Origin of the sequence: Euzebyella marina (assembly GCF_003687485.1) — a bacterium.
Lineage (GTDB): Bacteria > Bacteroidota > Bacteroidia > Flavobacteriales > Flavobacteriaceae > Euzebyella > Euzebyella marina.
Genome location: NZ_CP032050.1, coordinates 2,429,711 through 2,454,261, shown reverse-complemented (window position 1 = coordinate 2,454,261; position 24,551 = coordinate 2,429,711). Strand labels below are relative to the sequence as shown.

22 protein-coding genes are annotated in these 24,551 nt (G+C 41.1%); 8 read left to right on the top strand and 14 right to left on the bottom strand.

What is annotated here, in order from left to right; genetic code table 11:
• The first annotated feature begins 6 nt into the window (after positions 1 to 6).
• Positions 7 to 1,194 (top strand): LETM1-related biofilm-associated protein, encoded by a 1,188-nt coding sequence (locus D1013_RS10455; protein WP_121848778.1) that lies wholly within the window; start codon positions 7 to 9, stop codon positions 1,192 to 1,194.
• Positions 1,195 to 1,275: 81 nt separating this feature from the next.
• On the opposite strand, the gene D1013_RS10450 is transcribed toward D1013_RS10455, so the two are convergent.
• The 5 genes from D1013_RS10450 to D1013_RS10430 form a co-directional block, all read right to left on the bottom strand.
• The gene (locus D1013_RS10450) at positions 1,276 to 2,046 is read right to left on the bottom strand and encodes a LytR/AlgR family response regulator transcription factor (RefSeq protein ID WP_121848777.1); all 771 of its coding nucleotides are present in this window, start codon (positions 2,044 to 2,046) and stop codon (positions 1,276 to 1,278) included.
• Between the two features lie 81 nt (positions 2,047 to 2,127).
• A complete protein-coding gene (locus D1013_RS20660; protein ID WP_162987881.1) occupies positions 2,128 to 2,418 on the bottom strand; it encodes a 2TM domain-containing protein in 291 nt (96 codons plus the stop codon).
• 19 nt (positions 2,419 to 2,437) lie between these two features.
• Positions 2,438 to 2,758, bottom strand: coding sequence for a 2TM domain-containing protein (locus tag D1013_RS10440; protein WP_121848776.1), 321 nt, complete (start codon positions 2,756 to 2,758; stop codon positions 2,438 to 2,440).
• A gap of 19 nt (positions 2,759 to 2,777) precedes the next feature.
• Positions 2,778 to 3,080, bottom strand: coding sequence for a 2TM domain-containing protein (locus D1013_RS10435; protein ID WP_121848775.1), 303 nt, complete (start codon positions 3,078 to 3,080; stop codon positions 2,778 to 2,780).
• Positions 3,081 to 3,215: 135 nt separating this feature from the next.
• The gene (locus D1013_RS10430) at positions 3,216 to 4,553 is read right to left on the bottom strand and encodes a 2TM domain-containing protein (protein ID WP_121848774.1); all 1,338 of its coding nucleotides are present in this window, start codon (positions 4,551 to 4,553) and stop codon (positions 3,216 to 3,218) included.
• Between the two features lie 256 nt (positions 4,554 to 4,809).
• Between D1013_RS10430 and D1013_RS10425 the strand changes: the two genes are divergently transcribed.
• Positions 4,810 to 5,802 (top strand): DUF1028 domain-containing protein, encoded by a 993-nt coding sequence (locus tag D1013_RS10425; RefSeq protein ID WP_121848773.1) that lies wholly within the window; start codon positions 4,810 to 4,812, stop codon positions 5,800 to 5,802.
• Positions 5,803 to 5,806: 4 nt separating this feature from the next.
• Here D1013_RS10425 and D1013_RS10420 read toward each other — a convergent pair whose 3' ends face one another.
• The 3 genes from D1013_RS10420 to D1013_RS10410 are packed head-to-tail and all read right to left on the bottom strand — an operon-like array spanning position 5,807 to position 10,913.
• The gene (locus tag D1013_RS10420) at positions 5,807 to 6,934 is read right to left on the bottom strand and encodes a Gfo/Idh/MocA family oxidoreductase (RefSeq protein ID WP_121848772.1); all 1,128 of its coding nucleotides are present in this window, start codon (positions 6,932 to 6,934) and stop codon (positions 5,807 to 5,809) included.
• A 6-nt stretch (positions 6,935 to 6,940) separates the two neighbouring features.
• Entirely contained in the window at positions 6,941 to 7,801 is an 861-nt protein-coding gene (locus tag D1013_RS10415) for a sugar phosphate isomerase/epimerase family protein (protein ID WP_121848771.1), read from the bottom strand.
• Positions 7,802 to 7,823: 22 nt separating this feature from the next.
• A complete protein-coding gene (locus D1013_RS10410) occupies positions 7,824 to 10,913 on the bottom strand; it encodes a PVC-type heme-binding CxxCH protein (RefSeq protein WP_121850685.1) in 3,090 nt (1,029 codons plus the stop codon).
• A gap of 151 nt (positions 10,914 to 11,064) precedes the next feature.
• On the opposite strand from D1013_RS10410, the gene D1013_RS10405 reads away from it, so the two are divergent.
• From D1013_RS10405 to D1013_RS10395, 3 genes are all read left to right on the top strand, one after another.
• Positions 11,065 to 11,931 (top strand): AraC family transcriptional regulator, encoded by an 867-nt coding sequence (locus tag D1013_RS10405; protein ID WP_121848770.1) that lies wholly within the window; start codon positions 11,065 to 11,067, stop codon positions 11,929 to 11,931.
• Between the two features lie 42 nt (positions 11,932 to 11,973).
• Positions 11,974 to 13,521, top strand: a complete 1,548-nt coding sequence (locus D1013_RS10400) for an NAD(P)/FAD-dependent oxidoreductase (RefSeq protein ID WP_121848769.1) — start codon at positions 11,974 to 11,976, stop codon at positions 13,519 to 13,521.
• Positions 13,522 to 13,585: 64 nt separating this feature from the next.
• On the top strand, positions 13,586 to 14,881 hold the full coding sequence (locus D1013_RS10395; protein WP_121848768.1) for a DEAD/DEAH box helicase: 1,296 nt from the start codon (positions 13,586 to 13,588) through the stop codon (positions 14,879 to 14,881).
• Positions 14,882 to 14,892: 11 nt separating this feature from the next.
• Here D1013_RS10395 and D1013_RS10390 read toward each other — a convergent pair whose 3' ends face one another.
• Positions 14,893 to 15,921: an AI-2E family transporter gene (locus D1013_RS10390; RefSeq protein ID WP_121850684.1), complete on the bottom strand. Its 1,029-nt coding sequence runs from the start codon at positions 15,919 to 15,921 to the stop codon at positions 14,893 to 14,895.
• Between the two features lie 315 nt (positions 15,922 to 16,236).
• On the opposite strand from D1013_RS10390, the gene D1013_RS10385 reads away from it, so the two are divergent.
• Entirely contained in the window at positions 16,237 to 16,995 is a 759-nt protein-coding gene (locus D1013_RS10385; protein WP_121848767.1) for an endonuclease/exonuclease/phosphatase family protein, read from the top strand.
• Positions 16,996 to 17,002: 7 nt separating this feature from the next.
• On the opposite strand, the gene D1013_RS10380 is transcribed toward D1013_RS10385, so the two are convergent.
• Together D1013_RS10380 and D1013_RS10375 are read right to left on the bottom strand one after the other, a co-directional pair.
• On the bottom strand, positions 17,003 to 18,088 hold the full coding sequence (locus D1013_RS10380) for a peptidoglycan DD-metalloendopeptidase family protein (protein WP_162987880.1): 1,086 nt from the start codon (positions 18,086 to 18,088) through the stop codon (positions 17,003 to 17,005).
• A gap of 132 nt (positions 18,089 to 18,220) precedes the next feature.
• Entirely contained in the window at positions 18,221 to 19,051 is an 831-nt protein-coding gene (locus D1013_RS10375) for an alpha/beta fold hydrolase (RefSeq protein WP_121848765.1), read from the bottom strand.
• Between the two features lie 122 nt (positions 19,052 to 19,173).
• Between D1013_RS10375 and D1013_RS10370 the strand changes: the two genes are divergently transcribed.
• Together D1013_RS10370 and D1013_RS10365 are read left to right on the top strand one after the other, a co-directional pair.
• A complete protein-coding gene (locus D1013_RS10370; protein ID WP_121848764.1) occupies positions 19,174 to 19,785 on the top strand; it encodes an FMN-binding negative transcriptional regulator in 612 nt (203 codons plus the stop codon).
• Positions 19,786 to 19,803: 18 nt separating this feature from the next.
• Positions 19,804 to 20,166, top strand: coding sequence for a TfoX/Sxy family protein (locus tag D1013_RS10365; protein ID WP_121848763.1), 363 nt, complete (start codon positions 19,804 to 19,806; stop codon positions 20,164 to 20,166).
• Positions 20,167 to 20,195: 29 nt separating this feature from the next.
• On the opposite strand, the gene D1013_RS10360 is transcribed toward D1013_RS10365, so the two are convergent.
• The 3 genes from D1013_RS10360 to D1013_RS10350 form a co-directional block, all read right to left on the bottom strand.
• Positions 20,196 to 21,248, bottom strand: a complete 1,053-nt coding sequence (locus D1013_RS10360) for an NAD(P)-dependent alcohol dehydrogenase (RefSeq protein ID WP_192466548.1) — start codon at positions 21,246 to 21,248, stop codon at positions 20,196 to 20,198.
• A gap of 127 nt (positions 21,249 to 21,375) precedes the next feature.
• Positions 21,376 to 22,176, bottom strand: a complete 801-nt coding sequence (locus D1013_RS10355) for an FAD binding domain-containing protein (RefSeq protein WP_121848761.1) — start codon at positions 22,174 to 22,176, stop codon at positions 21,376 to 21,378.
• Positions 22,177 to 22,188: 12 nt separating this feature from the next.
• Entirely contained in the window at positions 22,189 to 24,549 is a 2,361-nt protein-coding gene (locus D1013_RS10350; protein WP_121848760.1) for a xanthine dehydrogenase family protein molybdopterin-binding subunit, read from the bottom strand.
• Positions 24,550 to 24,551: the final 2 nt, after the last annotated feature.

The window sequence follows — 24,551 nt, the reverse complement described above, 5'->3', positions numbered from 1 at the left end:
AGCCCCATGAACCCTTCAGCGAACGGCTGGATAGATAAATTCGGTTTCATTGTTCAGAGCGAACCACCACTTTATAATGATTATCAATCATTATATGAAGCCCTAAAAACCTTCGGTTTTGTTTACGGCATAAATACGGGCATACCTAATTTTATCAATACACAGCACAGCCTCTCAGAAGATGAAATGGCTAAGGTGAACTTGCTGACCGCGCTATATGGCACATATAAAATAGAATCTAAAAAAACAGATTTTCATCAATTCATCACCAAGCTGTTTAAATTCTATCAAGAACTAAAAGTAGACAATAGTTCTTTTTTTCATAAAATCTTGATTGGTAAAAAAACCTCTGCCCAGCTAGAGGTTTTGATAGATTCTCGAGTGTATCTAGAGGATAATATTGTCGGAAAAACATTTAGCAGTTTTATAACGAATTCGCTACTCTTTATTGATGTTCTCCTGTTTAAGGAATTTCTATCGAATGCATCCGGCATTCGCGAAGAAGCCCAACGTTTGGAGTATCTCACCATCAACATCACTTATCACGCACTTAATTCAAAAGAAAAAAATAAAAGTGACGAACGGCTAGCTCAGCTATTTGCCTCTTCCTTAACCTTTATTGAAAGTGATGCCAAAAATTTTGACGGAATGTATCGTGAAAAGCTTTTGGGCAATACTTCGGTCTGGGAAAATCAATACTTTCTTGATATCGCCTGTTTGACCGTTTGGGAGGACAAATCTTTAGAGTATCAAGAATCGGAATTCGTTTTTGGATTTGGAAAAGATTTAGGGTTTACCGAAGAAGCTATTAGGCAATCACTAAAAGAGGTACAGCATTTTTTTAAAATCAATTCGCGCTCGGTACCCTTTTTAAAGGACTCGAATTTAGCTGTGCAGTTTTATGACAGTATGGCCAAAGTGGTCAAAAAACTTATTCTTAGAAACAGTAAGAGACTTCAAGGTGAACTTGCCCAGAGTAAAGAATTGGTCTTTCTATTATCGAAATCAACAGTAAGAGATTTGACGCCCGAGGAAAAGAAAAAAGTACAAAACCAACTTCTCGATATTTTTAAAAGTATACCATCACTGGCAATTTTCATTCTACCTGGTGGAGCGGTATTGCTTCCTATTTTCATCAAACTCATTCCTAAATTGCTACCCTCTTCTTTTGATGACAACCGCATTGAAAAATAATGCCACAAAAGGGTAAAAAGGACCTATAGAAAATATCTATTTAAATAAATAATAGTCTGTATATTAATTGACTAAAGGAAACTACTCCAACCAAATCTTAAAGTCCTTTACGCGCTCTCGACTTACTATAATTTCTTGATCAGAAAAGCGATTTAACTTGATTTGAAGGCGTGAATTAGTATAGGATACGATATCTCTTATGTGATTGATATTGATATAAAATTTACGGCTCACCCTAAAAAAATCTTTTGGCTCTAGGTCGGGCTCCAAATTCTCCAAGGTAGTGTCCAAAAGATAATTTCTACCATCAGACGTAGCCGCATAAGTACCTTTATTCTCGCTATAAAAACACTCTATATCCTCAGCGTTTAAGATTTTTAAGTGCTGCCCCACCCTCGCTGTAAAACGTTTTTTATATTCCCTTTCAATGGGGTTGACCAATAGCTTTTTGATATCATTAAAATCCAAGGCCAGCTTTGGCGCTGAGGGTTTCATCGATTGATATTTAGCCACCGCAGCTGCAAGCTCATCTTCATCGATTGGTTTTAGTAAGTAATCAATACTATTAAGTTTAAATGCTTGCAAAGCATATTCATCATAAGCCGTGGTGAATATAATCGCACTTTTCACCTGCACACGGTCGAATATTTCAAATGAAAGCCCATCCGATAATTGAATATCCAAAAACATTAAATCAGGGTGGTCGTTTTTTTCAAACCACTCGATTGACTCACTTACCGAATGCAACAAAGTTGTTACTTCGACCCCTAATTTATCTAACATTCTTGATAATCTTCTGGCCGATGGTTTTTCATCTTCGATAATTAAAGTACGTAAGGCTTGGCTGGACATAGGTAAATTAAAAGTTTATTTAAGAATTATTAAAATATTCATATTTAAATATTTATACATGAAATTAAAAACACCATCAGCTTACGAAAATTTATTTTTCCAAAATTTAGACGAGCCTAAAAAAGCATAATTGGCATGTATTAGCAATATTACTCCCCAGATTACCGGAATAAATATAATATTCAAAGCTAGCCAATTGTAAAATTCGCTATTGTGTATTTCTTGGTCTAAAAAGAAAGCAAAGATTTCCCCTTTGAACCAAAATAAAACAACATTAACTACTAAAAAGAGTAACGCATGCTCATAGAACTTCTTTATGCGTTCAACTTTTAATTTCGCCCTGGAATATTTCGATGAAGAATCTTTAATCATTTGAGTCGCCTTATCGGAATTAGTATTTACCAATCTCCCTTTTATCTTCCTCCATGAACTTTTCAATCTGCCTTTTTTCCCACTCCTTGGTAAAAACTGGGTTCCAAGAAAAGACTTTTGCGGCATGAAATGCCAAGCCTATACCCCAAAAGAAAGGAGTAACGAACGTTTCGAAGCTGAACAATGAATCAGCTAGGCTTACTCCCTCTTTCATACGCATAAAAGCCGTCATACCAACAATAAACGTATTAATCACCAAATACACCGTGGCATGTGAGTAGAATGATTTGAGTGCCTGCACCCTTTTTTTTGCCCTAAGTTTTTTATCCCTGTTTTCCATCTGTATATTTCCTATATACTTATTCCCATTTTTTTATTTGTTCATCTTCCTGCATAAACTCCTTTATCTTACGCTCTTCCCAGTTGCGGCCAAAAAAGGGATTCACATCATAGGTTTTCAACCATTGAAAGACCAGACCAATGCCCCAGCCCAAGGCCGGCCATAAAAACCAAGCATAGCTCCACTGGTCAAGATAGTAATTAAGCCCTGCCAAAAAACTGATGACTATGATATAAGAAGTCAAACTCGCATAAAACTTTTTAATATGGTCTACCCTTTCTTTAGCTCTCATGTACCTACTTTCTTTTTCAAAATCTTCCATTGTTTTTTGTTTTAGTTGTTATTTCTAGTACAAATTTGAATCAACACTGCTCAATTTCTAAATCAATTTATCTCAATTGTAGTTTTTGAAGGATGAATTGGAGAACCGACCCTTAAAATTAACCCTAACAAGGAGTTAAAAATTTTCATCCTCCATGTACTCACGCATCTTCTTTTCTTCCCATTGCTTGCCCCATAACGGATTGTACCCAAAAGCAGCCATGCCATGAATGGTCAACCCGAAGCCCCAACCAAAAATCGGAAAAAGCACCCAAGGGAATGGGGTTGTCTTATAATTCAAGTACGCCAAAAAAGGAATGATTACCACGTAGGCGAACAAGTTACCATAGAACGATTTAATATTTTCAACCCTTTGCTTAGCTTTCTTATATCTTTTCTCATCAATATAAGACTTCTGCTCCGCCATATAAGAGATTTGTTTTACCAACGTTGGTAGATATACCGTAAAATGGGTATCATTTTTCTCTATGCCCACTTGGCGATCGGTAAGCACTGCAAAACGCTGCCGTATATTTTGTAGCCCCACTCCTGTACTTTTTTTCACCACCTGTTTTTCCTGTAGGTTATTTGATACCACCAACATTCCGTTTTTCTCGAAAACTTTAATATGCAGGGGTCTACTTGAGGTCACCACATTATGTTTAACCGCATTTTCTAACAAGAGCTGTAACGACAACGGAACTATGCGCGCCTCGGGATTTTCAGAAGCATCAGGAATTTCAAAAACAATACTATCTTCAAACCTCATCTTCAAGAGCTGTACGTAAGTTTTGGCGAATTGTAGTTCTTCATCGACCAAAATCAAGTCTTTATTTTTTTGTTCAAGTACATATCGGTAAACTTTTGACAATGAGGTGGTAAATTTTTGTGCCTGCCTAGGATCTTCTTCAATCAAGCTAGTCAATACATTTAAACTATTGAACAAAAAATGGGGGTCTAACTGATTCTTTAAAGCATCAAATTGTGCCGAGGCCGTACCTGCTATTATCTTTTGTTCTTTAACCTTGGTCTCCTGTCTATATTTGTAATAATGGAAACCGTAGAACAGGGCAAGAACAGCGGCTGAAATAATCAGTGAATCTGAATAATCGCTTAATGTTTCATCTCTGATAAATTCACCAATCGATACATTATGCAAGGCCATCACCACTATTGATCTTGCCACGAATATGCCTATAAGGGTCACCAAGAAATTACCTGCCAGACCAAGTAACAATCGTCTAAAAGAACGAAAATTGCTTCCGAATTTGCTTTCGAGAAAACGCCAGACGTACACGTTGGCCAAATAGAGAATAACCGAAAAAATCATATTCTCATAGTAACCTCGCCATATGCGCTGCATATCAAAGCCGCTTTCGAGCTTGCCTGAGAAATAAAAGCCTACCAAAATGATTAAGAAAATTAGGGTTCCGATCAGGAAGGCCCTACCGACATCTTTTATGAATTTTTGCATTATACTTTGCTGCTATCTAGACTTTACAAATGTTGACCCGGTTCGACTAAAGTTAGTAAAACTTATCTTGCTGCCTTTTGCCTTACTATTTCTTAATTCTCCAATTTGTTTCCGAGCGCTAAAATCGCCCTAAAATACCGGCACTTCACGCTGTATTTCAAATTATAATTACCGAAATGTCGAATTGTAGGCATGAATTGACAATCATCACTCCCCTTCAGGTCAATTAATTATCTTAGTGACAATTAAAATCGTTATGAAAGCACTACAGATTATAGTTTTTTTAGTCGCAAGCCTTTTTTCATTGAACGCAATAAAAGCGCAAGGTGTGTACAAAGACCAATTTGCCCATACCTTTTCAATTGTTGCGCGAGATAGTATTACCGGAGAAATGGCCGTAGGTGTTCAAAGCCACTGGTTCTCCGTTGGTACCATTGTGGCCTGGGGCCAATCGGGGGTCGGTGTAGTAGCGACCCAATCTTTTGTCAACCCAGCTTATGGGCCAGAGGGTTTAACTCTTATGCAGGAAGGAAAGAGCGCAAAACAAGCACTCGAAATACTGACAGCAAAAGATGAAGGAAAAAATTTCAGGCAACTGGGCTTTGTTGACAACAAAGGCAACGTGGCTTCATTTACCGGCAAGAATTGCGTTGCTTCCGCTGAACATTTTGAAGGAAATAATTTTGCAGTGCAAGCAAACATGATGCTGAACGATAATGTGGTTCCTGCTATGGTCAAAGCCTATACCGATTATGCAGATTTACCGCTAGCCGAAAGGGTCGTCAAAACGATGCTAGCTGCCCAAGAGGCAGGTGGTGATATTAGAGGAAAGCAATCTGCCGCACTTATTGTGGTAAACGGAGCACCGGTCGAAAATACCTGGGAAGACAAAAAGGTAGACCTAAGGGTAGATGATAGCCCAGAGCCTTTACAAGAATTAGAACGGCTATTAAAGGTTCATCGCGCCTACGAGCATATGAATCGTGGGGATTTGGCGGTGGAGGCAAATGACATGACAACAGCCTTAGAGGAGTATGGCGCTGCTCAGAAAATGTTCCCGGATAACCTTGAAATGAAATACTGGACAGCCATCGCACTTGCCAACGGAGGCAAAGTAAATGAAGCCCTACCCATTTTCAAAGATGTATTTTCTTCGGATGGTAATTGGAAGACTTTAACAAAGCGCCTTCCAGAATCGGGTTTATTGACCGTTTCGGAAGGCGACTTGAAAAAAATTATTGAGCAGTGATTCTCTACGATAGGGTGAATTCGGGTAACTTCATCAGTTCCCCACCTTTTAAAGCCGACTCGTGGGCCAAAATTCCCACGCAGGTTATATTGGCCGATTGTCTCGCATTCGGGTAAGGTGACTCTTCTTTAATCAATGCATCGACAAAGGCATGTACCAAATGAGGGTGCGAACCGCCATGACCGGCCCCTTGCGTAAAAGAGAGATGTTGATTATCATCGGTATCGTACACCCCTTGCGTGGTAAATCTTTGAATCTCTTCGGGAAGTAATTTGGCAAAATCAGGACTTTCAACTTCCTCGGGTATTTCCGGCTCTGGTTTTTTAGCCGTATGCACTACTAATGGCTTTCCTTCTATCAAAGGCCATTCAACAGATTTCTTAGAACCATATACCTCAAAACTCTCACGATATTGTCTGGCAACATCGAATAGAGATCGGTAAACCTGAGCGCTCAAATCTGAATCCTTAAACTTGATGTGTGTAGTTTCAACGGCAAATGGCGAATTGTAGTGGCCGATTAGTTCTTCCCTAATAGTACCTGAACCAAAACATGAGACATACTCGGCCTGCCCTCTGGTCAAGCCTAGAACAGGGCCCACACAGTGAGTGGCGTAATGCATCGGGGGTAACCCGGGCCAATAATTGGGCCATCCGTCCATATCTTGTTGATGACTGGCCTTTAAAAACTGTACTTTTCCCAGTTCTCCATTTTCATAAAGCTCTTTCATATATAGAAATTCCCTAGCATACACCACCGTTTCCATCATCATATAGGTTAAACCTGTTTCTTCGGTCAACCTAACAATTTCTTCACACTCTTCGAGAGTGGTCGCCATAGGAACCGTACAAGCTACATGCTTACCGGCCTTTAATGCTTTTATAGACTGAATTCCATGGTCAGGAATAGGGGTATTTATATGAACAGCATCAATATCGGGGTCTTGTAACAATTCATCGTAAGATGTATATCGCTTTTCAATACCACAAGCATCGGCCAAGGCGTTAAGTTTGGTTTCGTTACGCTGTGATATGGCTATAAGATTTGCATTCGGATGCTTCTGGTAAATCGGTATAAACTCTGCGCCAAAGCCCAGACCTACGATTGCGACGTTTATTTTCTTTGTGCTCATCTACTTTTAATTTTTGAATGTTTCTTTTAAAAATTTGATTCCTTCTGAGGCAAATTCATCTTGGCTTGGTGCTAGGTTTTTCCAAATACAAACGGCACCTGCCAATTCCTTTATCTCTGGGGTAAAGCTTTCGATAACGATAGCTCCTTTATAGCCGATGTCTGAAAGGCCCAATTGAAAATCGTTCCAAGGCGTGAGTCCGGTACCAGGTATACCCCTGTGGTTTTCAGATACCTGCACATGAAGAAGCTTATCCCCCACTATATTAATGGCCTCTCGAATATTTTTCTCTTCAATAGTCATATGAAAACCATCCAACAATATTTTAGCATTCGGTTCATTGATATCTTTGGCCAATCGCACCACATCTTCGGCCGTATTGACCAAGTCTGACTCAAATCTATTAAGAGGTTCCAAAGCGATAGACTGGCCATAGTCCTTCGCTATAGAGCATACCTTTTGAAGGTTGGTGACCGCTAGATGCCACTCGGCTTTCTTTTGTTCTTCGGAAACCATACGAGCCTTTCCGACGGCACTGTACATCGGTCCGGCTAAAAAGTCGACCCCAAGTTCAGCACATATTTCAAAGCTTTTTTCAACATAATTAAAGCAATTGTCATGAAGCTGTTTATCATCGCTGGTCAGGTCTTTTGTAGGGCCGAAAACCCCACAAACGGTAGATAAAAGGCCGTTGTCTTCAAGAGCCTGTTTGACCACTTTTGTGTCGATTAATGAAGGGTCTTCTACAGGAATTTCAACCAAATCATAGCCCAATGCCTTGATTTTAGGAAATAGCGATATAGATTCAGTTGTAAATGGAGATTGCCACAACCAGGTGCTGACCCCAAATTGATGTATTTTAGACACGTTTATATTTTTGAATTACTGATTATTTGCTTGAGACCACCTTCATAACGCCTTGCATTATTCGCCAATGCCCTGGGAATGTACATATGAATGGATATTCGCCGGGTTCGGTAGGAGCTACAAAACTTAAAGTTGCACTTTCTTCGGGGTTCACGATTGCTGTCGCATAGAGTACCTCGGACATTTCGGGAACGTAGTTCATCTCTGCACCATTAGGTGCTACGGCCAATTTATCGGCAGCAGCGCCAACTTTCTCTTTCTCCCCTTTCTGAACAATTACCAAATTGTGCTGCATGAAATCTGTATTTGAGAAGTTGATGGTTACTTGCTTACCAGCTTCCACAACTATTTCAGAAACATTGAATTTCATTTCATTGGTGACGGTACCAATATTTATTACCGTACCAACGGCATCAGCTGTCAAGGCTACGTTTACAGCGCTACCTACCTTACCTATATAATTATTTACAAAGGTTTCGGCCAATTTATCACCTTCTAAATCAACTTTTTCAGAACCGGTAGCGACAGGTTGGGCTCTGTATGTAGGTTTTTCTTTTTGAAATGCACCGACAAAACCATCTATATGTTTGGCAGCTGCGGCGTACAAAGCTTCTGAAAGCCATCGGTCTTCTTTCAGGGCCTTATCTTTACTTGCTTTATAAAGGGCTGCACCTACCTCCTGTGAAGGTGAACGCTCAGAGAAATACAGAAGGGCGGCCAATCTGACCGAAGGGTCTTTATCATTGATAGCACCTGATAATAGCAAGGCTTCATCGACCTTCTCGTTTCTAGGCAAAATTTGTATGGCCGCTTTTCTTACTGCCGCCGCAGGATGAAACAACGCTCCTCGAACGACCGAAGCAGCTTCTTCGTTACCGCTCACGGCTCCTAAGCCATCCAAGGTCCATAAGGCGTGCAGAGCACCAGGGTTTTGCCCGATACTGTTCAATGAACTATCATTGATCAGTTTATAAAGTTTCTTAGAAACTTCTTGATTACCGCTTTCTACCAATAACCTCTGGGCAGTCATTCTCCAAAACATATTGTCGTCTGAAAGCGCATGCACCAAGTCATCTACATTATCTTTATCTAAACTGGACTTTTCACTTTCATGTTGCTTTTTAGGAACGACTCTCCAGATTCTTCCGTGCGATTTGTCCCGTAAAGGGTTTACATAAGCATTACCGGAGCCGTTTTCGGCGTCAAAACCACCGCGTTCTTTATTCGGGGTAGGATTATGTTGTACGATGAAGTTGTACCAATCTGCCACCCATACCGAACCATCAGGGCCTACTTTGGCCTCTACCGGACTGACCCACTCATCGGCTCCCGCAAAGAGGTTTCCGCCATCTTTCTCGATATATCCTGCACCTTCCTTTTCAATTTTAGATATATGCACAAGACCACCTGTTGGCTCACAAACAAATGCCGTTTTGTTCCAGTAATTACTCGGATAATTTCTAGCGGTGTAGAAATGGTGGCCGGCGGCGGCAGTAAATCCTCCGAAAACATCAACCTGCCTATAGTTCATGGTAATCGGCTGCATGTCGTAGTGACCGTCGATTTTAGCGCTTCCTTGAAACTTTACTCCCTCAACACCGGCAAAATTATCATTAGGAATTCCTAAAAACACACTGTGCGTATTGTTCGCGGTTGAAGCGAATATTGAGTTGTCTTCGGTAAAACCCAACCCCCAAGTATTGTTACTCGTATTGGTCAAAAATTCGAAATTCTTATAATCTGTATTAAATCGATAAACCCCCTGCCTAAACTTAAATTCTTTACCAAAAATTGAACCTTCAAAACCCGAATAGCCAAGTACACCATATACATGGTTATCAATACCGTACTGTAGGTTCGATGGCCCCGCGTGGGTGTCAAAAGTACCCCAACCATCTATTATTGTTTCCCTAACATCGGCTTTGTCGTCTCCGTTCGTGTCTTTTAAGAACAAAAATACAGGAGCCTGTGAAACGATTATACCACCGTTCGCAAATGCAAAACTGGTCGGAATATTCAAGTTTTCGGCAAATACTGTTACTTTATCGGCCTTACCATCTCCATCGGTATCTTCTAAAATTTTTACCTTATCATCACCAATACCTTCATCATTACGAACGGTATTGGGGTAATCGACTGTTTCAATGACCCACAGACGCCCTTTTTCATCCCAATTCATAGCAATGGGGTTGATAATATCTGGTTCGGAAGCGAAAAGTTCAAGCTTAAAACCGGCTGGCACTTGAATCAACTTGGCCGATTCTTCAGGACTAAGGGGCAGCTGATATTTAGGTGCCGGGTCGCGCTTCTCGTAGTTGGGTATATTCGCCATTTCTTTATAGGCCAATTGTGGAATATCGGTTGCAAATGCTTGCCAATTTTCCCTGACCTTGTCGGAAACCGCCCAAATAATACCCTCTTTAATAAGTTTTTGAAAACCTGGTTTTTCCCAAGTTCGCTCATCATGACCGTAGGCAGTGTAGAAAACCTTGCCTTGACCATAGTCTTTCACCCATGTCCATGGTTCCTTATGGTCGCCTTCTACCCTTTCCATTAATATTTGAATATCGTCGGCTATTTTATCATGTACATACGTTTCGTCCCATGTTGAAAACTCGGATACGTTCTGCATGATAGGATGTTCTTTATCTACAATATCGGCAGTAAAAGTGCCCGTCTCATGAGACATAAATTGGCCACCAACCATATCTACATAATCCTCTGAGTTTCTAAAACAAAAACTGGCACAGTGAATAGGTATAAATGCATGCCCTTCTTTTACATAGTCAATCAATGCTTTTTCTTCGGAAGAATTAATGTCATCATGGTTGGCATAAATGATAAGTCCGTCATAAGTCGCCAAATTCTTTTCGTTCAAATCGGTTACTTCTTCCGTATAGGTAATATTGATACCATCTTTTGCCAAAGCGGAAGCCAGTACCGGAAAATAAGCCCTAGAATTATGGTGTTCTTGCGAATGCCCTAAAAATAGTATTTCGATTCGTCTTGGGCCATCTTCTACATGTGCCGTTTGCTCCTTTGATTCTGAGCCACAGCCTACTAATAAAAAGAATAATGCTACAGTGCAAATAGCGCTTAATGAGGATTTCATAAGTCGGTGGATTTTAGAATTATCAATGATAAGCATAAATATGGTGTAAAATTCACACTCTCATATCACATTCTGACTGTATTATATCATCAAAACATTGTTTAGTTTAAAATTTTGGTATTTTAGTTGTCATTTACACAAAAAGAGTCTTTTGAAAGCTGCCTTACAGAAATCACCCATACCCACTTCACGAGCGTATGTTGCCAAACTACTGAACGAACCCGTTTTTGACCCTCATTGGCATTTTCATTCTGAATATCAAATATTTATGGTACTCAAAGGAAACGGCACCCGTTTTATTGGTGATAGCGTAAAACCTTTTAAAACAGGTGATATCACTTTTACCGGGTCTAACCTACCACATTTATGGCGTAGCGATCAAGAACAGGAACAGGCGAAAAACATAGCTTGGTCTCAAGGTGCAGTCATCTATTTCAAAGAAGATTTCTTAGGCACCAATTTTTTGCAGACCGAAGAAGCCATACGTTTGCGCCAGTTGTTTCGAAAAAGCCTTCGAGGAATGGAGTTTCATGGTGAAACCGCTCTAAAATTGCGTGAGATGATCATGCAATTAATAAGTATGGAAGGTCTTGAAGGTATTCTTCATCTTTTAAAAATTCTAAACTGTATTAGCCAAACCCAAGAATTTGAACTATTGGCCAGCGCCGGTTACACGAATACCCTTCGAGAAGCCGATACCGAACGTATGTATCAGGTATATTCTTATGTAATGAAAAATTTCAGAAATAAGATTGCCATTGCCCAATTAGCTGAAATGACGAACATGACGCCTACCTCATTCAGCAGGTATTTTAAAGTGCATGCCAATAAATCTTTTACCCAATTTGTGAGTGAGATACGAATCGGTCATGCCTGTAAGTTGCTCATCGAACAAAAGAAAAACGTTTCCACAGCCTGTTATGAAAGTGGATTTCAAACGCTATCAAACTTCAATAAACAGTTCAAAGCCATTACCAAAAGAACACCTATGGTCTACAAAAAGGAGTATGGACTTTAATTTCATTAAATAAACTCTATTAAAATGCCCTAATTTTGGCGGATGATCAAAACCCTACAATTACGATTATCTCTTGAGGAAGAAGCCAAAGAAGGTTTATTAAAACAAAAAGCTGCTCAATATCTAGGTCTCGATACTTCCGATTTTACCCTAAAGACACTCAGAAAGTCTATAGATGCCCGAAAACCTCAAGTTCTTTTTAATTATAAATTGGTTGCCTACATAGGTGAAGATGCTCCTCAAAACGATTATTCATTTGAATATAAGAATGTTCAAAACGCAAAGCCCATACATATCATAGGCTTTGGCCCTGCCGGTATGTGGGCTGCATTGCGTTGTTTAGAGCTAGGCTTCAAGCCTATTGTTTATGAACGGGGCAAAGATGTTCGCGAACGCCGTAGAGACCTTCGTGCCATCAACCAAAACCATGTGGTGAACGAAGATTCGAACTATTGTTTTGGCGAAGGCGGTGCCGGCACCTACTCCGATGGAAAACTATATACACGAAGTTTAAAGCGCGGTGATGTCAAACGTATTTTTCATAGTTTGGTTCATCATGGCGCTACCGAAGAAATTCTGGTTGACGCGCATCCGCATATCGGAACGAATAAACTTCCTAAAATCGTAAAGAACATTCGCGAAACGATTATTAACTACGGCGGCGAAGTTCACTTTGATACCAGACTGACCGATCTTCTTATTAAAAATGGCTCCCTAGAAGGTATCGTAATCAATGATAGTAAGGAGATTGCCACGCACAAGGTAATTTTGGCCACAGGCCATTCGGCTCGGGACATTTTTTATCTTTTAGAAAAGAAAAAGATTGCCTTAGAAGCTAAGTCTTTTGCCATGGGTGTGCGGGTCGAGCACCCCCAACACGTCATCGATTCTATTCAATATCATTGTTCAGGTACACGAAACGAACTTCTGCCCGCAGCCGCCTATAGCCTTGTTCATCAGGTAAAAGGGCGTGGTGTATATTCTTTTTGTATGTGCCCAGGTGGTTTTATTGTACCTGCTGCCACCGCCCCAGGTGAAGTAGTGGTCAATGGTATGTCACCATCAAAAAGAAACAATCAATTTGCCAATTCAGGAATAGTAGTAGAAATTAATGTAGATGAGGACCTTTCTCGATATCAAGGGTATGGAGCGATGAGAGGGCTTGAATTTCAAAAAGATTTAGAGCGATTGGCCTTTACGGCAGGGGGTAGAAACCAAACGGCCCCTTCACAGCGATTGACCGATTTTGTCGAAGGTAAATTATCGCCAAGCCTTAACCCTACTTCATACCAACCAGGGTTGAACTCTGCTCCGTTGCATTCACTTTTACCAAAACTGATGGGTAGTCGCCTCCGAAAGGGATTTGAAGAATTCGGAAAAAAGATGAAAGGCTACTACACCGATGAAGCGAATATCGTGGGCGTAGAATCAAGAACTTCATCACCGGTAACCATCCCAAGAAATGAACAATTAGAGCATCCTCAAATCAAAGGTCTCTTCCCATGTGGTGAAGGAGGAGGGTATGCCGGCGGAATTGTTTCAGCGGCCATGGATGGAGAAAGATGCGCTGAAGCCGCTATCGGGCTTTAATTTTTTAATGAACCGAAGAAGTAGCCATAAATAGGCGTACCTTCGCAGCCCTTAAAACACAACGATGAAATTTGAAGAGCTAGGCTTATCACAACCTATTCTAAAGGCCCTTCGGTCAGAAGGTTATTCAGAACCCACCCCAATTCAACAAAAGTCTATTCCCATTTTATTAAAGGGAAAAGACTTGTTGGGTGTAGCCCAAACCGGTACCGGTAAAACGGCGGCTTTTGGTATTCCTATTCTAGAAAGGCTTCTTCAAACTTCGAAAGGACAAAGCGGGAAAAAGAGAGTAAGAGCCCTTATCGTTACCCCTACTCGGGAACTCGCCCTGCAGATTGCAGAAAGTCTAAGTGCTTATGGCCGTTTTACACCCATCACCAACACGGTCATTTTTGGTGGTGTCAAACAGGGGCAACAGGTAAAAGCTTTACAAAAAGGGATAGATATTTTGGTCGCGACCCCGGGTAGATTGCTTGATTTAATGGGGCAAGGTTTTATCAACTTAAACGATTTGGAAATCGTGGTACTCGATGAAGCCGACCAAATGCTTGACATGGGGTTTGTTCACGATGTAAAAAAAATCATTGCGGCCCTGCCTTCCCAAAGACAGTCCCTATTTTTTTCTGCCACGATGCCACAGGCAATCGTCGAATTATCTCAAAAACTCTTGGGCGACTTTGAAAGAGTGACTATCAAACCTCAACAGGCTACCGCCGAACGTGTCGAACAAGGGGTTTATTTCGTCAGCAAAAGAAATAAGGCACGCTTACTCATTCATTTGCTCCGAGAGAAGGAACAAGACTCAGTTTTGGTCTTTTCAAGAACCAAACACGGGGCCAACAAGATCGTTACCAAATTGGAAAAGGCCGATATAAGGGCTTCGGCCATTCACGGTAATAAATCGCAAACGGCCAGACAGAAGGCACTGGGAAGCTTTAAAGATGGTAAATTGAAGGTTTTGGTCGCTACCGATATTGCCGCAAGGGGTATTGACGTTGAAGAACTGTCATTGGTCATTAATTACGATTTACCGAATGTACCTGAAACCTATGTACATCGAATCGGAAGAACCGGGCGGGCACAGGCCAGTGGTACGGCCCTTTCATTCTGTGACAAAGATGAAAGACCCTACTTAAAAGACATAGAAAAGTTGATCAAACAGCAAGTACCTGTAATGCCAGAGCACCAATTTGTTGATGATAATGAACAACAGGAAACCCCTGACAAACCTAAGGAAAACAGTCCGAAACCTAGAAGAAACAAAGGCAGGTACAACTCTAGAAGTTCAAATTATAGAGGAAAAAGCAACAATAGGCGCAATAGGCGACCAGGTGGTGGAAAGCCGAAAAGAAAAGATTAGACCGGTAGGTGCTACAATCGTTGTTCCTGCGTATCTACCTTCCCATATTCGTTCTTGTAAATTCGAACAACAATTAGAAAAAGACTGATCAATAACGGCCCGAAAATCAAGCCGATAAAACCGAATAAAGGTACCCCTACAATCACACCGATCAACGTAATCAAAGGGTGTACATTATCAAGCTTCTGCAGCACATACAGTCTAATTATATTATCCGTAGAGCCTACGACGACCAAGCCATAGAGAAGTATACCCCAAGCTTGGGCGTCATTACCGTTGGCCAAGGTTAAAATGAATACCGGAAGAATACCGACCAATGTTCCAACAAAAGGAATCATGGATCCTACTGCTACAATGGCAAACCAAAAAAACGGATTATCAATTCCGAAAATAAAGAAGCCTATCAGGGCGACAATCCCTTGTGCCAAGGCCACCAGTGGAATTCCTAACGCATTGGATCTTACCATTGCTTGAACTTCACGACCTATTATGCGCAAATTGGTTTTACTGATAGGGATGTATTCAAACAATGATTCCTTTAATTGCTTTCGATTGGTCAACATGTAGAACAACAAAAAATACATTATGGCTATCGAAATCAATAAAGTAAAGGTACTTCCAGCAAAAGCGGAAACACTTTCGGTAATCCATGAAGATGCACCTGCAGGGTCTATTTGAGAAGTCAGGTCATAATCGACCGTTTTTTCGACTACAAATAATTGGTCTTTGATAATCTCGATGACACTCTCAGATTTTTCAACCGCCTTCCCCATTTTACTTCCTAACATGGCGATAAGACCACTCACTGGTATCAATATACCGATAAATGACAACAGCATAATAAGAGTGGCGGCCAAATTGGGATTCCAACCTTTTTTCACTAGCTGGACCATCCATTTTCTGAAAATCACATAGATGGTAATGGCTCCTAGAATACCCGATAAATACGGAACTATTTCCCAAAATATGAGCCCTCCAATCAACAGTATTAGCAGTAGAACAAATACCTGTCTAATGATATTTGGATGGATATATTTCATAAAGTATGTTTGATTTTGTTGGGGTTTTATCGGAGGTGAAATTAAGATTATCAAATTTACCGCTATGACCTTTGCCGATAATTTTTTAACTGTAACCGTCAATTTTTCGACTTGATTAGAATGCTCATGTCACTTTTGAATTTGTAGAAATATTAAAATGATTGGTCGTATTTTTAAATTAGAAGTTCACCAACTATCAACACAGAAATACCTACCTTGCCCGAAATTATACCATCTACCATGCGCCTTTATATTTTATCTTTTTTAGCTATTTGTCTTAGTTCAGTGACAGGGTATTCACAGAGCCCGACTATCATGACCTACAATATTAAGTATGATAACGTGAACGATACGGTCAATAATTGGAACGACCGAAAATCTTCGATGGTTGAACTGATTGTAACCGAAGCCCCTGATGTTGTGGGTATGCAAGAGGTTCTTCACAACCAATTGAACTATTTAAACGAAGAATTATCCGGTTATGATTATGTGGGTGTTGGGCGTGAAGACGGAAAACAAAAGGGTGAGTACTCACCTATTCTTTATCAAAAAGAAAAATATGAACTTTTAAAATCGAACACTTTTTGGCTATCAAAAACACCCGACCAGATTTCAGTTGGTTGGGATGCCGCTCTTGAACGCATCTGTACCTATGCCCTTTTAAAGGAGAAAAGTACCGATAAAGAATTTTACGTATTCAATACCCATTTTGACCATAGAGGTGATAAGGCCCGAAAGAAATCGGTAAAACTTATACTTAAGAAAATTGATGCAATCAATACACAAGACCTTCCAGTGGTTTTAATGGGTGATTTAAATCTATCCCCCGAAAAAAAATCTATTCAGTACCTCAGCAAGAAAATGACAGATGGTCTAGAGGTTGCCAAATCAAAAAACGAGGGACCATCGGGAACCTTTAATGGCTTCAACCTACAGGATCCGATTACCCAGCGTATCGATTATATTTTTACCCGTGGTTTTTCGGTCAGTTCATATGAACATATTGATGAGCGCCTTAAAAGCGGAAAACATATTTCTGACCACTTACCGGTAAAAGCAGAATTGGTCAGATAGGCTTTTATCATCCTGAAGTTTTAGGAGATTGGATAAGACTTTGGTGTATGTAGGCTTTTAAACCGTCTTGGTTTTGCACCAGCACCCACTTGTCGGTCTGGCCAAAAACGGTCAAGACTTCGTTTCTCTTGGCCTCTCCAAGTTTTGTTCCCTCAATAGAAGGTTGCGACCTTAAATTGGCCAAAGATGATCTCACTTCGACCCGACCTTCTTCAAAATCCGGTGATTTCTCGGCATAGACAGGTATTTCTGTCTTTTGTATGAATGGTAAGGGGTCTATAGCACCTCTATAACCTTGGTAGATGCCGAAATGCAAATGAGGTTTCGTAGTTCTGGCGTTTCCGGTATTACCCACCAAGCCCAAAGTATCGCCCAGCTGAACCTTCTGTCCAGTTTTCACCAAGATACTGTCAAGGTGGGCATAATAAAGAGAACTGCCCATTAAGCCGTTACGCTGCCAAACCTGTTTACCACCTAAGCCCCTGTTTCCGGTTGAACTTATACGACCGTCGGTCACGGCCAATACGGGGGTACCTCGGTCTGCAAAAATATCAACGCCTTCGTGGCTTCTTTTACCTCCATCCCTAACAGCTCCCCAAAAGCTTTGAATAGCAGTATTATCTCTACCTGAAACTGGAAAACCAAACTCAGGCTGACTGTATATTCGCAAACTATAATTTGTACTCGCATCGATTTCTGGCTGCACAATCAGCTTATACCGCCCTGTTTCATCGATAGACTGTGACAGGTACCGCTCGCCTTCCTCATTGCTTTTAATACTCTTCAGATTCTGTGTTGAGTCATTAGAAATTCTGTAAAAATCTAGAAAAACTCTTTGAGCGATTGAGTCGGTCAGTATTTCGGCATAAAAAATTCTGCCTTTGTTCAATTCAAGATTATAGCTATGGGTTCTTATTAGGTTCTGAGTGAAAGACCCTGTTTCTACATATGGTAATTCAACTTCTAAACTATCTTTTTTACTGTTCAAAAAAGACGCATTCCATTCAGCAAAGGCTGTCGTGTCATTGGCAAACTCTCGCTCATAAATATCACGTGCCGTGGGTTCAGAAATGAAATCGGTAACCTTTCTCACTTGCTTGCAATTAAGCAAAAGAGCAGACCCTAACAACATAATACATATACCGAACTTTTTCATTTACATAACCTTTCTTTAGAAAGCAAAAGGCCAAGCGAATGCTCGGCCCTCTATTATATTTTTTGGCTATTACTTCTTTAAAAAGTCAATCAACAGCTTGTTCAACTCATCGGAGTGAGTCACATTCAAGCCGTGAGGTGCCCCTTTGATAATTTCGTAAGTATTATCGGAAATACCTTTTGCAGCTTGATCTGCCGATGTGGCAATAGGCACGGTTTCATCCGCATCGCCATGAACTATTAACGTAGGTACATCTACATTTTTCAATTCTTTTCTAAAATCGGTATGCATCCAGGCAAGGGCTGCTTCTATAGTGGCTCTCGGTGATGCATGAGAGGCAATAATAAAATCGTAATCTAGCTGCGCTTCGCTTACCCTATCCTTATTGTCATCATAATTATAAAATCCCTTATGGAAATCTTTCAAGAAACCTACGCGGTCTTTCTCCAATGCATCCTTTATATCGTTCAATGCTTTTTCAGGAACTCCGTCAGGATTATCATCTTTCTTTTTAACCAGAGGAATTATCGAACTGATCAAGACTGCTTTTGCAATCTTATCCGATCCGTAATCGGTAAAGTAACGTACTACTTCTCCCCCGCCCATTGAAAATCCAACAATAACGGCATCCTTAAGTTTGAGTCCTTCTATTAAAGTGTGTAAATCGCTGGCCAAAGACGAATAGTCATAATCGCCCCAAGGTGCGGAAGAAATACCGAACCCCCTTCTGTCATATGAGATACATCTAAACCCAGATTCAACTATCTTCCAAACCTGCTGCTCCCAAGATTTTCTGCTGAGCGGCCACCCGTGAATTAAAATTACCGGTTGCCCTTCTCCATAATCTTCATAAAATATATCTACGGATTCTTTTCCTTTTGTATTTGTTATAAACGGCATGTGCTTTAATTTTAAGTTTACGTAAATGTAAGCCCCAAGATACAGTCCGGTTGATTCGATGGGTTAGATTCTTGCTTTGAAAAAGCATTTAAGTTAATTTTAATACACTACGCCAAAATATCATGTACATACCTGAATATCAAAATAATAAAAACATTGATGAGCTCAAATTGTTTATTTCTGAAAACAGTTTTGGCATATTGGTCACCCATTCTGAAAACCGGTCACACGCCACCCATATACCTCTGTTATTAGAGAAAGACGAAGAGGGAGCAGATGTACTGACCGGTCACATCGCCAAAGCTAATTTTCAATGGAAGCATTTCGGACAAGACGACGTGCTTTGTATTTTTAATGGCCCGCATGCCTATATTTCGTCATCTTGGTATAAAGAGGAAGAAGTTCCTACATGGAACTATATTGCGGTTCACATATATGGAAGCCTGCAACTATTGACAGAAGAACAGACCATGAATTCTTTACATAGATTGGTAGATACTTTTGAAGCCAACTCTAAAAACCCTATTTCGTTGCATAATATGTCAACAAAGACTTTGAGACAAGTAAAGGGCATTGTGGGCTTTCAAATTAAAATCAAAGAAATACAGGCCCGCTACAAACTATCTCAAAATCGAGAAGAAGACCATGCCCAGATAGTTTCTGAGTTAAGAGAACAAAATAGCCAAAATACCAATGCCATTGCCGACCTTATAGTGAGAAACCCAAGTAAGTAATAATCTAAGCATATACTTATGGCATTTGACCAATTTATTGCCGATAGAATACGGCATACCCTCAAAAATAAAATGATATCATTCCAAGAAAAAAGAATGATGGGCGGTCTATGTTTTATGGTCAATGATAAAATGTGCTTTGGGCTAGATACCGACAAAAGCAATAACGCCCCTAGACTCATGTGCCGCGTTGGACCTATTAATTACGAAAAAGCTTTAGAGAATAATTTTGCATCTGAAATGGATTTTACAGGAAAACCCATGAAAGGGTATGTCTTTGTGTCGTCGGAAGGATTTGAATCTGAAAAGGACCTGGATTTTTGGATTCAATTATGTCTTGACTTCAACCCACTTGCCAAAAGCAGCAAACGAAATAAATAAGGGCCCTTTTTTCAAGGGCCCCTTATCATCTAACTTTCCTTTAGAGATTTCATATCGATTACAAATCGATACTTAACATCCGATTTTTGTAAGCGGTCATATGCCTCATTTATGTCTTGAATATTAATCATCTCAATATCGGCAACAACATTATGCTCACCACAAAAATCAAGCATCTCTTGGGTTTCCTTGATTCCACCGATCAATGAGCCGGCAATTCGCTTTCTTCCCATGACAATTCCGCCCCCATGTAGCGGTTCTAGTGGTTCAATAGCACCAACCAGAACCATGGTAGCATCTCGCTTGAGCAGGCCAACATACGGGTTCATATCATGGCCTACTGGAATGGTATTCAATAGAAAGTCGAATGACCCTGCATGCTTTTTCATCTGGTCCTCGTCCTTAGAAATCAATACCTCATCGGCCCCCAAACTTTTTGCATCTTCACTTTTGTCAGGTGAAGTAGTTATCATCACGGTATGGGCTTCTAGCGCATGGGCAAATTTTATACCCATATGGCCCAAGCCTCCTAGACCTATGACACCTACTTTATCTCCCTTTTTCACGCCCCAATTGGCTAGGGGCGACCATGTAGTAATTCCTGCACATAATAATGGTGCCGCTGCCTTGGCATCTATATTTTCAGGAACCTTTAGAACAAATTTTTTGTCTACGACCACCGCTTCGGAATATCCACCAAAAGTATGCCCCCCTAAATGCTTGTCGGGACTATTATAAGTGAAAGTTGCGCCATTCTCACAAAACTGTTCTAAATCGTCTTTACAGGAGCTACATTCTTGACACGAGTCGACTAAACATCCAACGCCCACCAAATCACCTTCTTTAAAGTTTTCTACATGATCACCTACTGACATAACCTTGCCGATGATTTCATGCCCGGGTACTACCGGATAAACCGAATTTTTCCAGTCGTTTCTTACTTGGTGAAGGTCACTATGGCAAACTCCACAATAAAGAATGTCAATTTTCACATCATCAGGAGTAAGCTCTCGTCTTTCTAGCTTATATGGTTTCAAATCGTCTTCTTTCGAAGCAGCTGCATATGCCTTTATTTCTGTCATAATCAATTTTAGTTTCTAGCAAGCTACCTTTAAAGAGTTAGGTACTTTAATGCAATCGACGAAAAAATGAAGGCACAAAAAAACCCGACACACTTTGTCGGGTTATGAATGCTTTATTTCTTAAAACTTACTCTTCCAGAGCTCTCTTTACCATGACCTTTGCCAAATGACTTCTATAATTTTCGTCTGCAAAATGGTCGCTCATCACCTCTATTCCATCGACTGCATGTTCGGCTGCATCACCATTACCCGTATAAGCCTCTTCAACAGCAGTAGCTCTATAGGGCGTATCGGAAACACCTGTTATACCAACTTTGACCTTACTATCATCGAATACCACGGCGACTCCCACAATAGCGAATCTTGAGGCAGATTGATAAAACTTCAGGTATTTGCCATGCGCCACTTTGGGAAAACGTACCGCAGTGACGATTTCATCGTCTTCTAATGCCGTTGTGAAAATGCCTTGAAAGAAATCTGTAGCGGCAATGGTTCTTTTACCCCCTTTTCCTTCCACCTCAATTTGGGCATTACAAGCCAGCACCACCGCAGGATAATCGGCCGAGGGGTCGGCATGAGCCAGACTACCGCCAATAGTTCCCCGGTTTCTTACCTGAACATCACCCAAGGTGGTAACAGCCTGATGTAAAATATTTACGGTTTTATAAACCATATCGGAATTCAATATTTGTGTATGGGTACAATTGGCTCCTATGATGACCTCATCACCTGTTTCCTCAATGGAATTCATACCTGGAATACCATTGATATCAATCACGATCTCGGGTCTGTTGAGTCTTAACTTCATAGCCGGTAAAAGACTTTGACCCCCTGATAATATCTTGGCATCAAAACCGTGCTCGTCCAATAGATTGACTGCCTCACTAATGGAGGTCGCCTTTATATAATCAAATTTTGCTGGTATCATGTTCTTCTTATTTTAATTCTGCATGGCTTTCCAAACCGTTTGTGGTTTTAGGGGCATTTGTATATCAGTAACACCAAGATGGGCCAGTGCATCAACTACTGCATTTACTACGGCCGGTGTCGACCCTATGGCACCCGCTTCTCCGGCCCCTTTCACCCCTAATGGGTTATGAGGACATGGCGTTACGGTATTTTCGGTCTCTATCATTGGTAGGTCATCTGCCCTCGGCATCGCATAATCCATATACGACCCTGTAATCATTTGACCCGCCTCATCGTAGGCGACCTCTTCCAACAAGGCTTGCCCGACACCCTGGGCCACACCGCCATGAATCTGACCCTCAACAATCATTGGGTTCATAATATTGCCCACATCGTCGACAGCAATAAATCGTTGCAATTCAACCGCTCCCGTATCGGCATCGACCTCAACAACGGCAATGTGTGTACCGAAGGGATAAGTAAAATTACTTGGGTCATAAAAGCTTGAAAAGTCGAGCCCTGGCTCTAACCCTTCAGGATAATTATGGGGCACATAGGCAGTAAGTGCGACATCGCCAAAAGAAACGGATTTATCAGTGCCCTTGACCGTCCATTTACCGCTGGCATATTCCAAATCGTCTTCAGCGGCCTCCAATTTATGGGCTGCTATCTTCGCACCCTTTTCCAATATTTTATCTATGCTTTTTATTATAGCACTACCCCCCACTGCCAGACTTCGAGAACCGTAGGTTCCCATTCCAAAAGCAACTTGGTCGGTATCGCCATGCTCGATTTCAACATCGGCCATATCTATACCCAACTTATCGGCCACAAATTGAGCGAAAACGGTCTCATGGCCCTGCCCATGGGAATGAGCCCCGGTAAAAACGGATACTTTTCCGGTGGGTTGAACACGTACCTGCCCTACTTCATAAAGACCGGCCCTAGCACCTAAGGCTCCAACCACTGCAGAGGGGGCTATTCCGCAGCCTTCGATATAGGTAGAAATACCGACGCCGAGCAGACGCCCGTTTTTGCGGGCTTCCGATTGTTCCTTTCTAAAATCATCATATCCTAACCTCTCCAACCCTTTCTTTAAGGCTGCTTCGTAATTACCGCTATCATATTGCAGGGCCACTTGAGTTTGATAACCGGCCTCTTCGACCCCATCAAAAGGAGGTATGAAGTTTTTATATCTGATTTCAGCAGCGTCCATACCCATTTCTTGAGCGCCCTTGGAAATAATACGTTCCAATAGATAGGTTGCCTCAGGTCTTCCGGCACCGCGATAAGCATCCACCGGAACGGTATGCGTAAATGGGGCAATTACATTTAGATGAATCAATGGCGTTGTATATACCCCTTGAAACAGCGTTCCGTGTAAATAGGTCGGTACTGCCGGAGCAAATGTTGAAAGATAAGCACCCATTCCGCAGTACTCATCGGTAAGATGAGCCACAATCTTTCCGTCTTTATCAAAACCCATTCGTGATTTGACCACATGGTCGCGACCGTGGGCATCAGTCAAAAATGCCTCACTTCGGTCGGATGTCCATTTCACTGGTCTTCCTATTTCCTTGGCGGCCCAAGTCAATAAAGCTTCCTCGGTATAATGATAAATTTTGCTACCAAAGCCTCCGCCTACATCTTTAGAAACTATTCGAACCTTATGTTCCGGTAAACCTAGAACAAATGCGCACATTAGAAGACGGATCAAATGCGGATTTTGGGTACTCGTGTACAACGTATATTTATCGCCATTCACATCATAATCGGCAATGTAACTACGTGGTTCCATAGCGTTAGGTGCCAACCTTTGGTTTCTATATTCCATTTCAGTTACATGATGGGCTTTCTCGAGAGCAGCCTCTACTTCTGCACGATCGTTACCGATACACCAGTCAAATGCCGCATTACTGTCCCAATCATCATGAACCAATGGCGCCCCTTCTTCCATTGCCTTTTTGGGGTCTGTAACCGCAGGAAGTTCTTCGTAATCTACCTCTACCAATTCCGCCGCATCGCGTGCCTGCTCCAGTGTTTCTGCGATGACTATAGTTACCGCTTCACCCAAATGGCGGATTTTATCTTTTGCCAAAAGTGGATGTTTGGGCTCTCGCATCGTTTCACCATTCTTAAAATCGACTTGCCAACCACATGGAACGCCATATTCGCCACAAGCATCTTTACCTGTGAAAATAGCTACCACACCATCGGCCTTCTCAGCCTCAGAGATATCGACATTTTCTATTTTTGCATGGGCATACGGACTTCTAACAAAGGCCGAATGTGTCATTTTGGGCAATTTTATATCGTCTGTATATTTGCCCATACCTTTGAGGAATCGGGCATCTTCACGTCTTTTTACTGATTTACCTATAAACTCTCCCATAA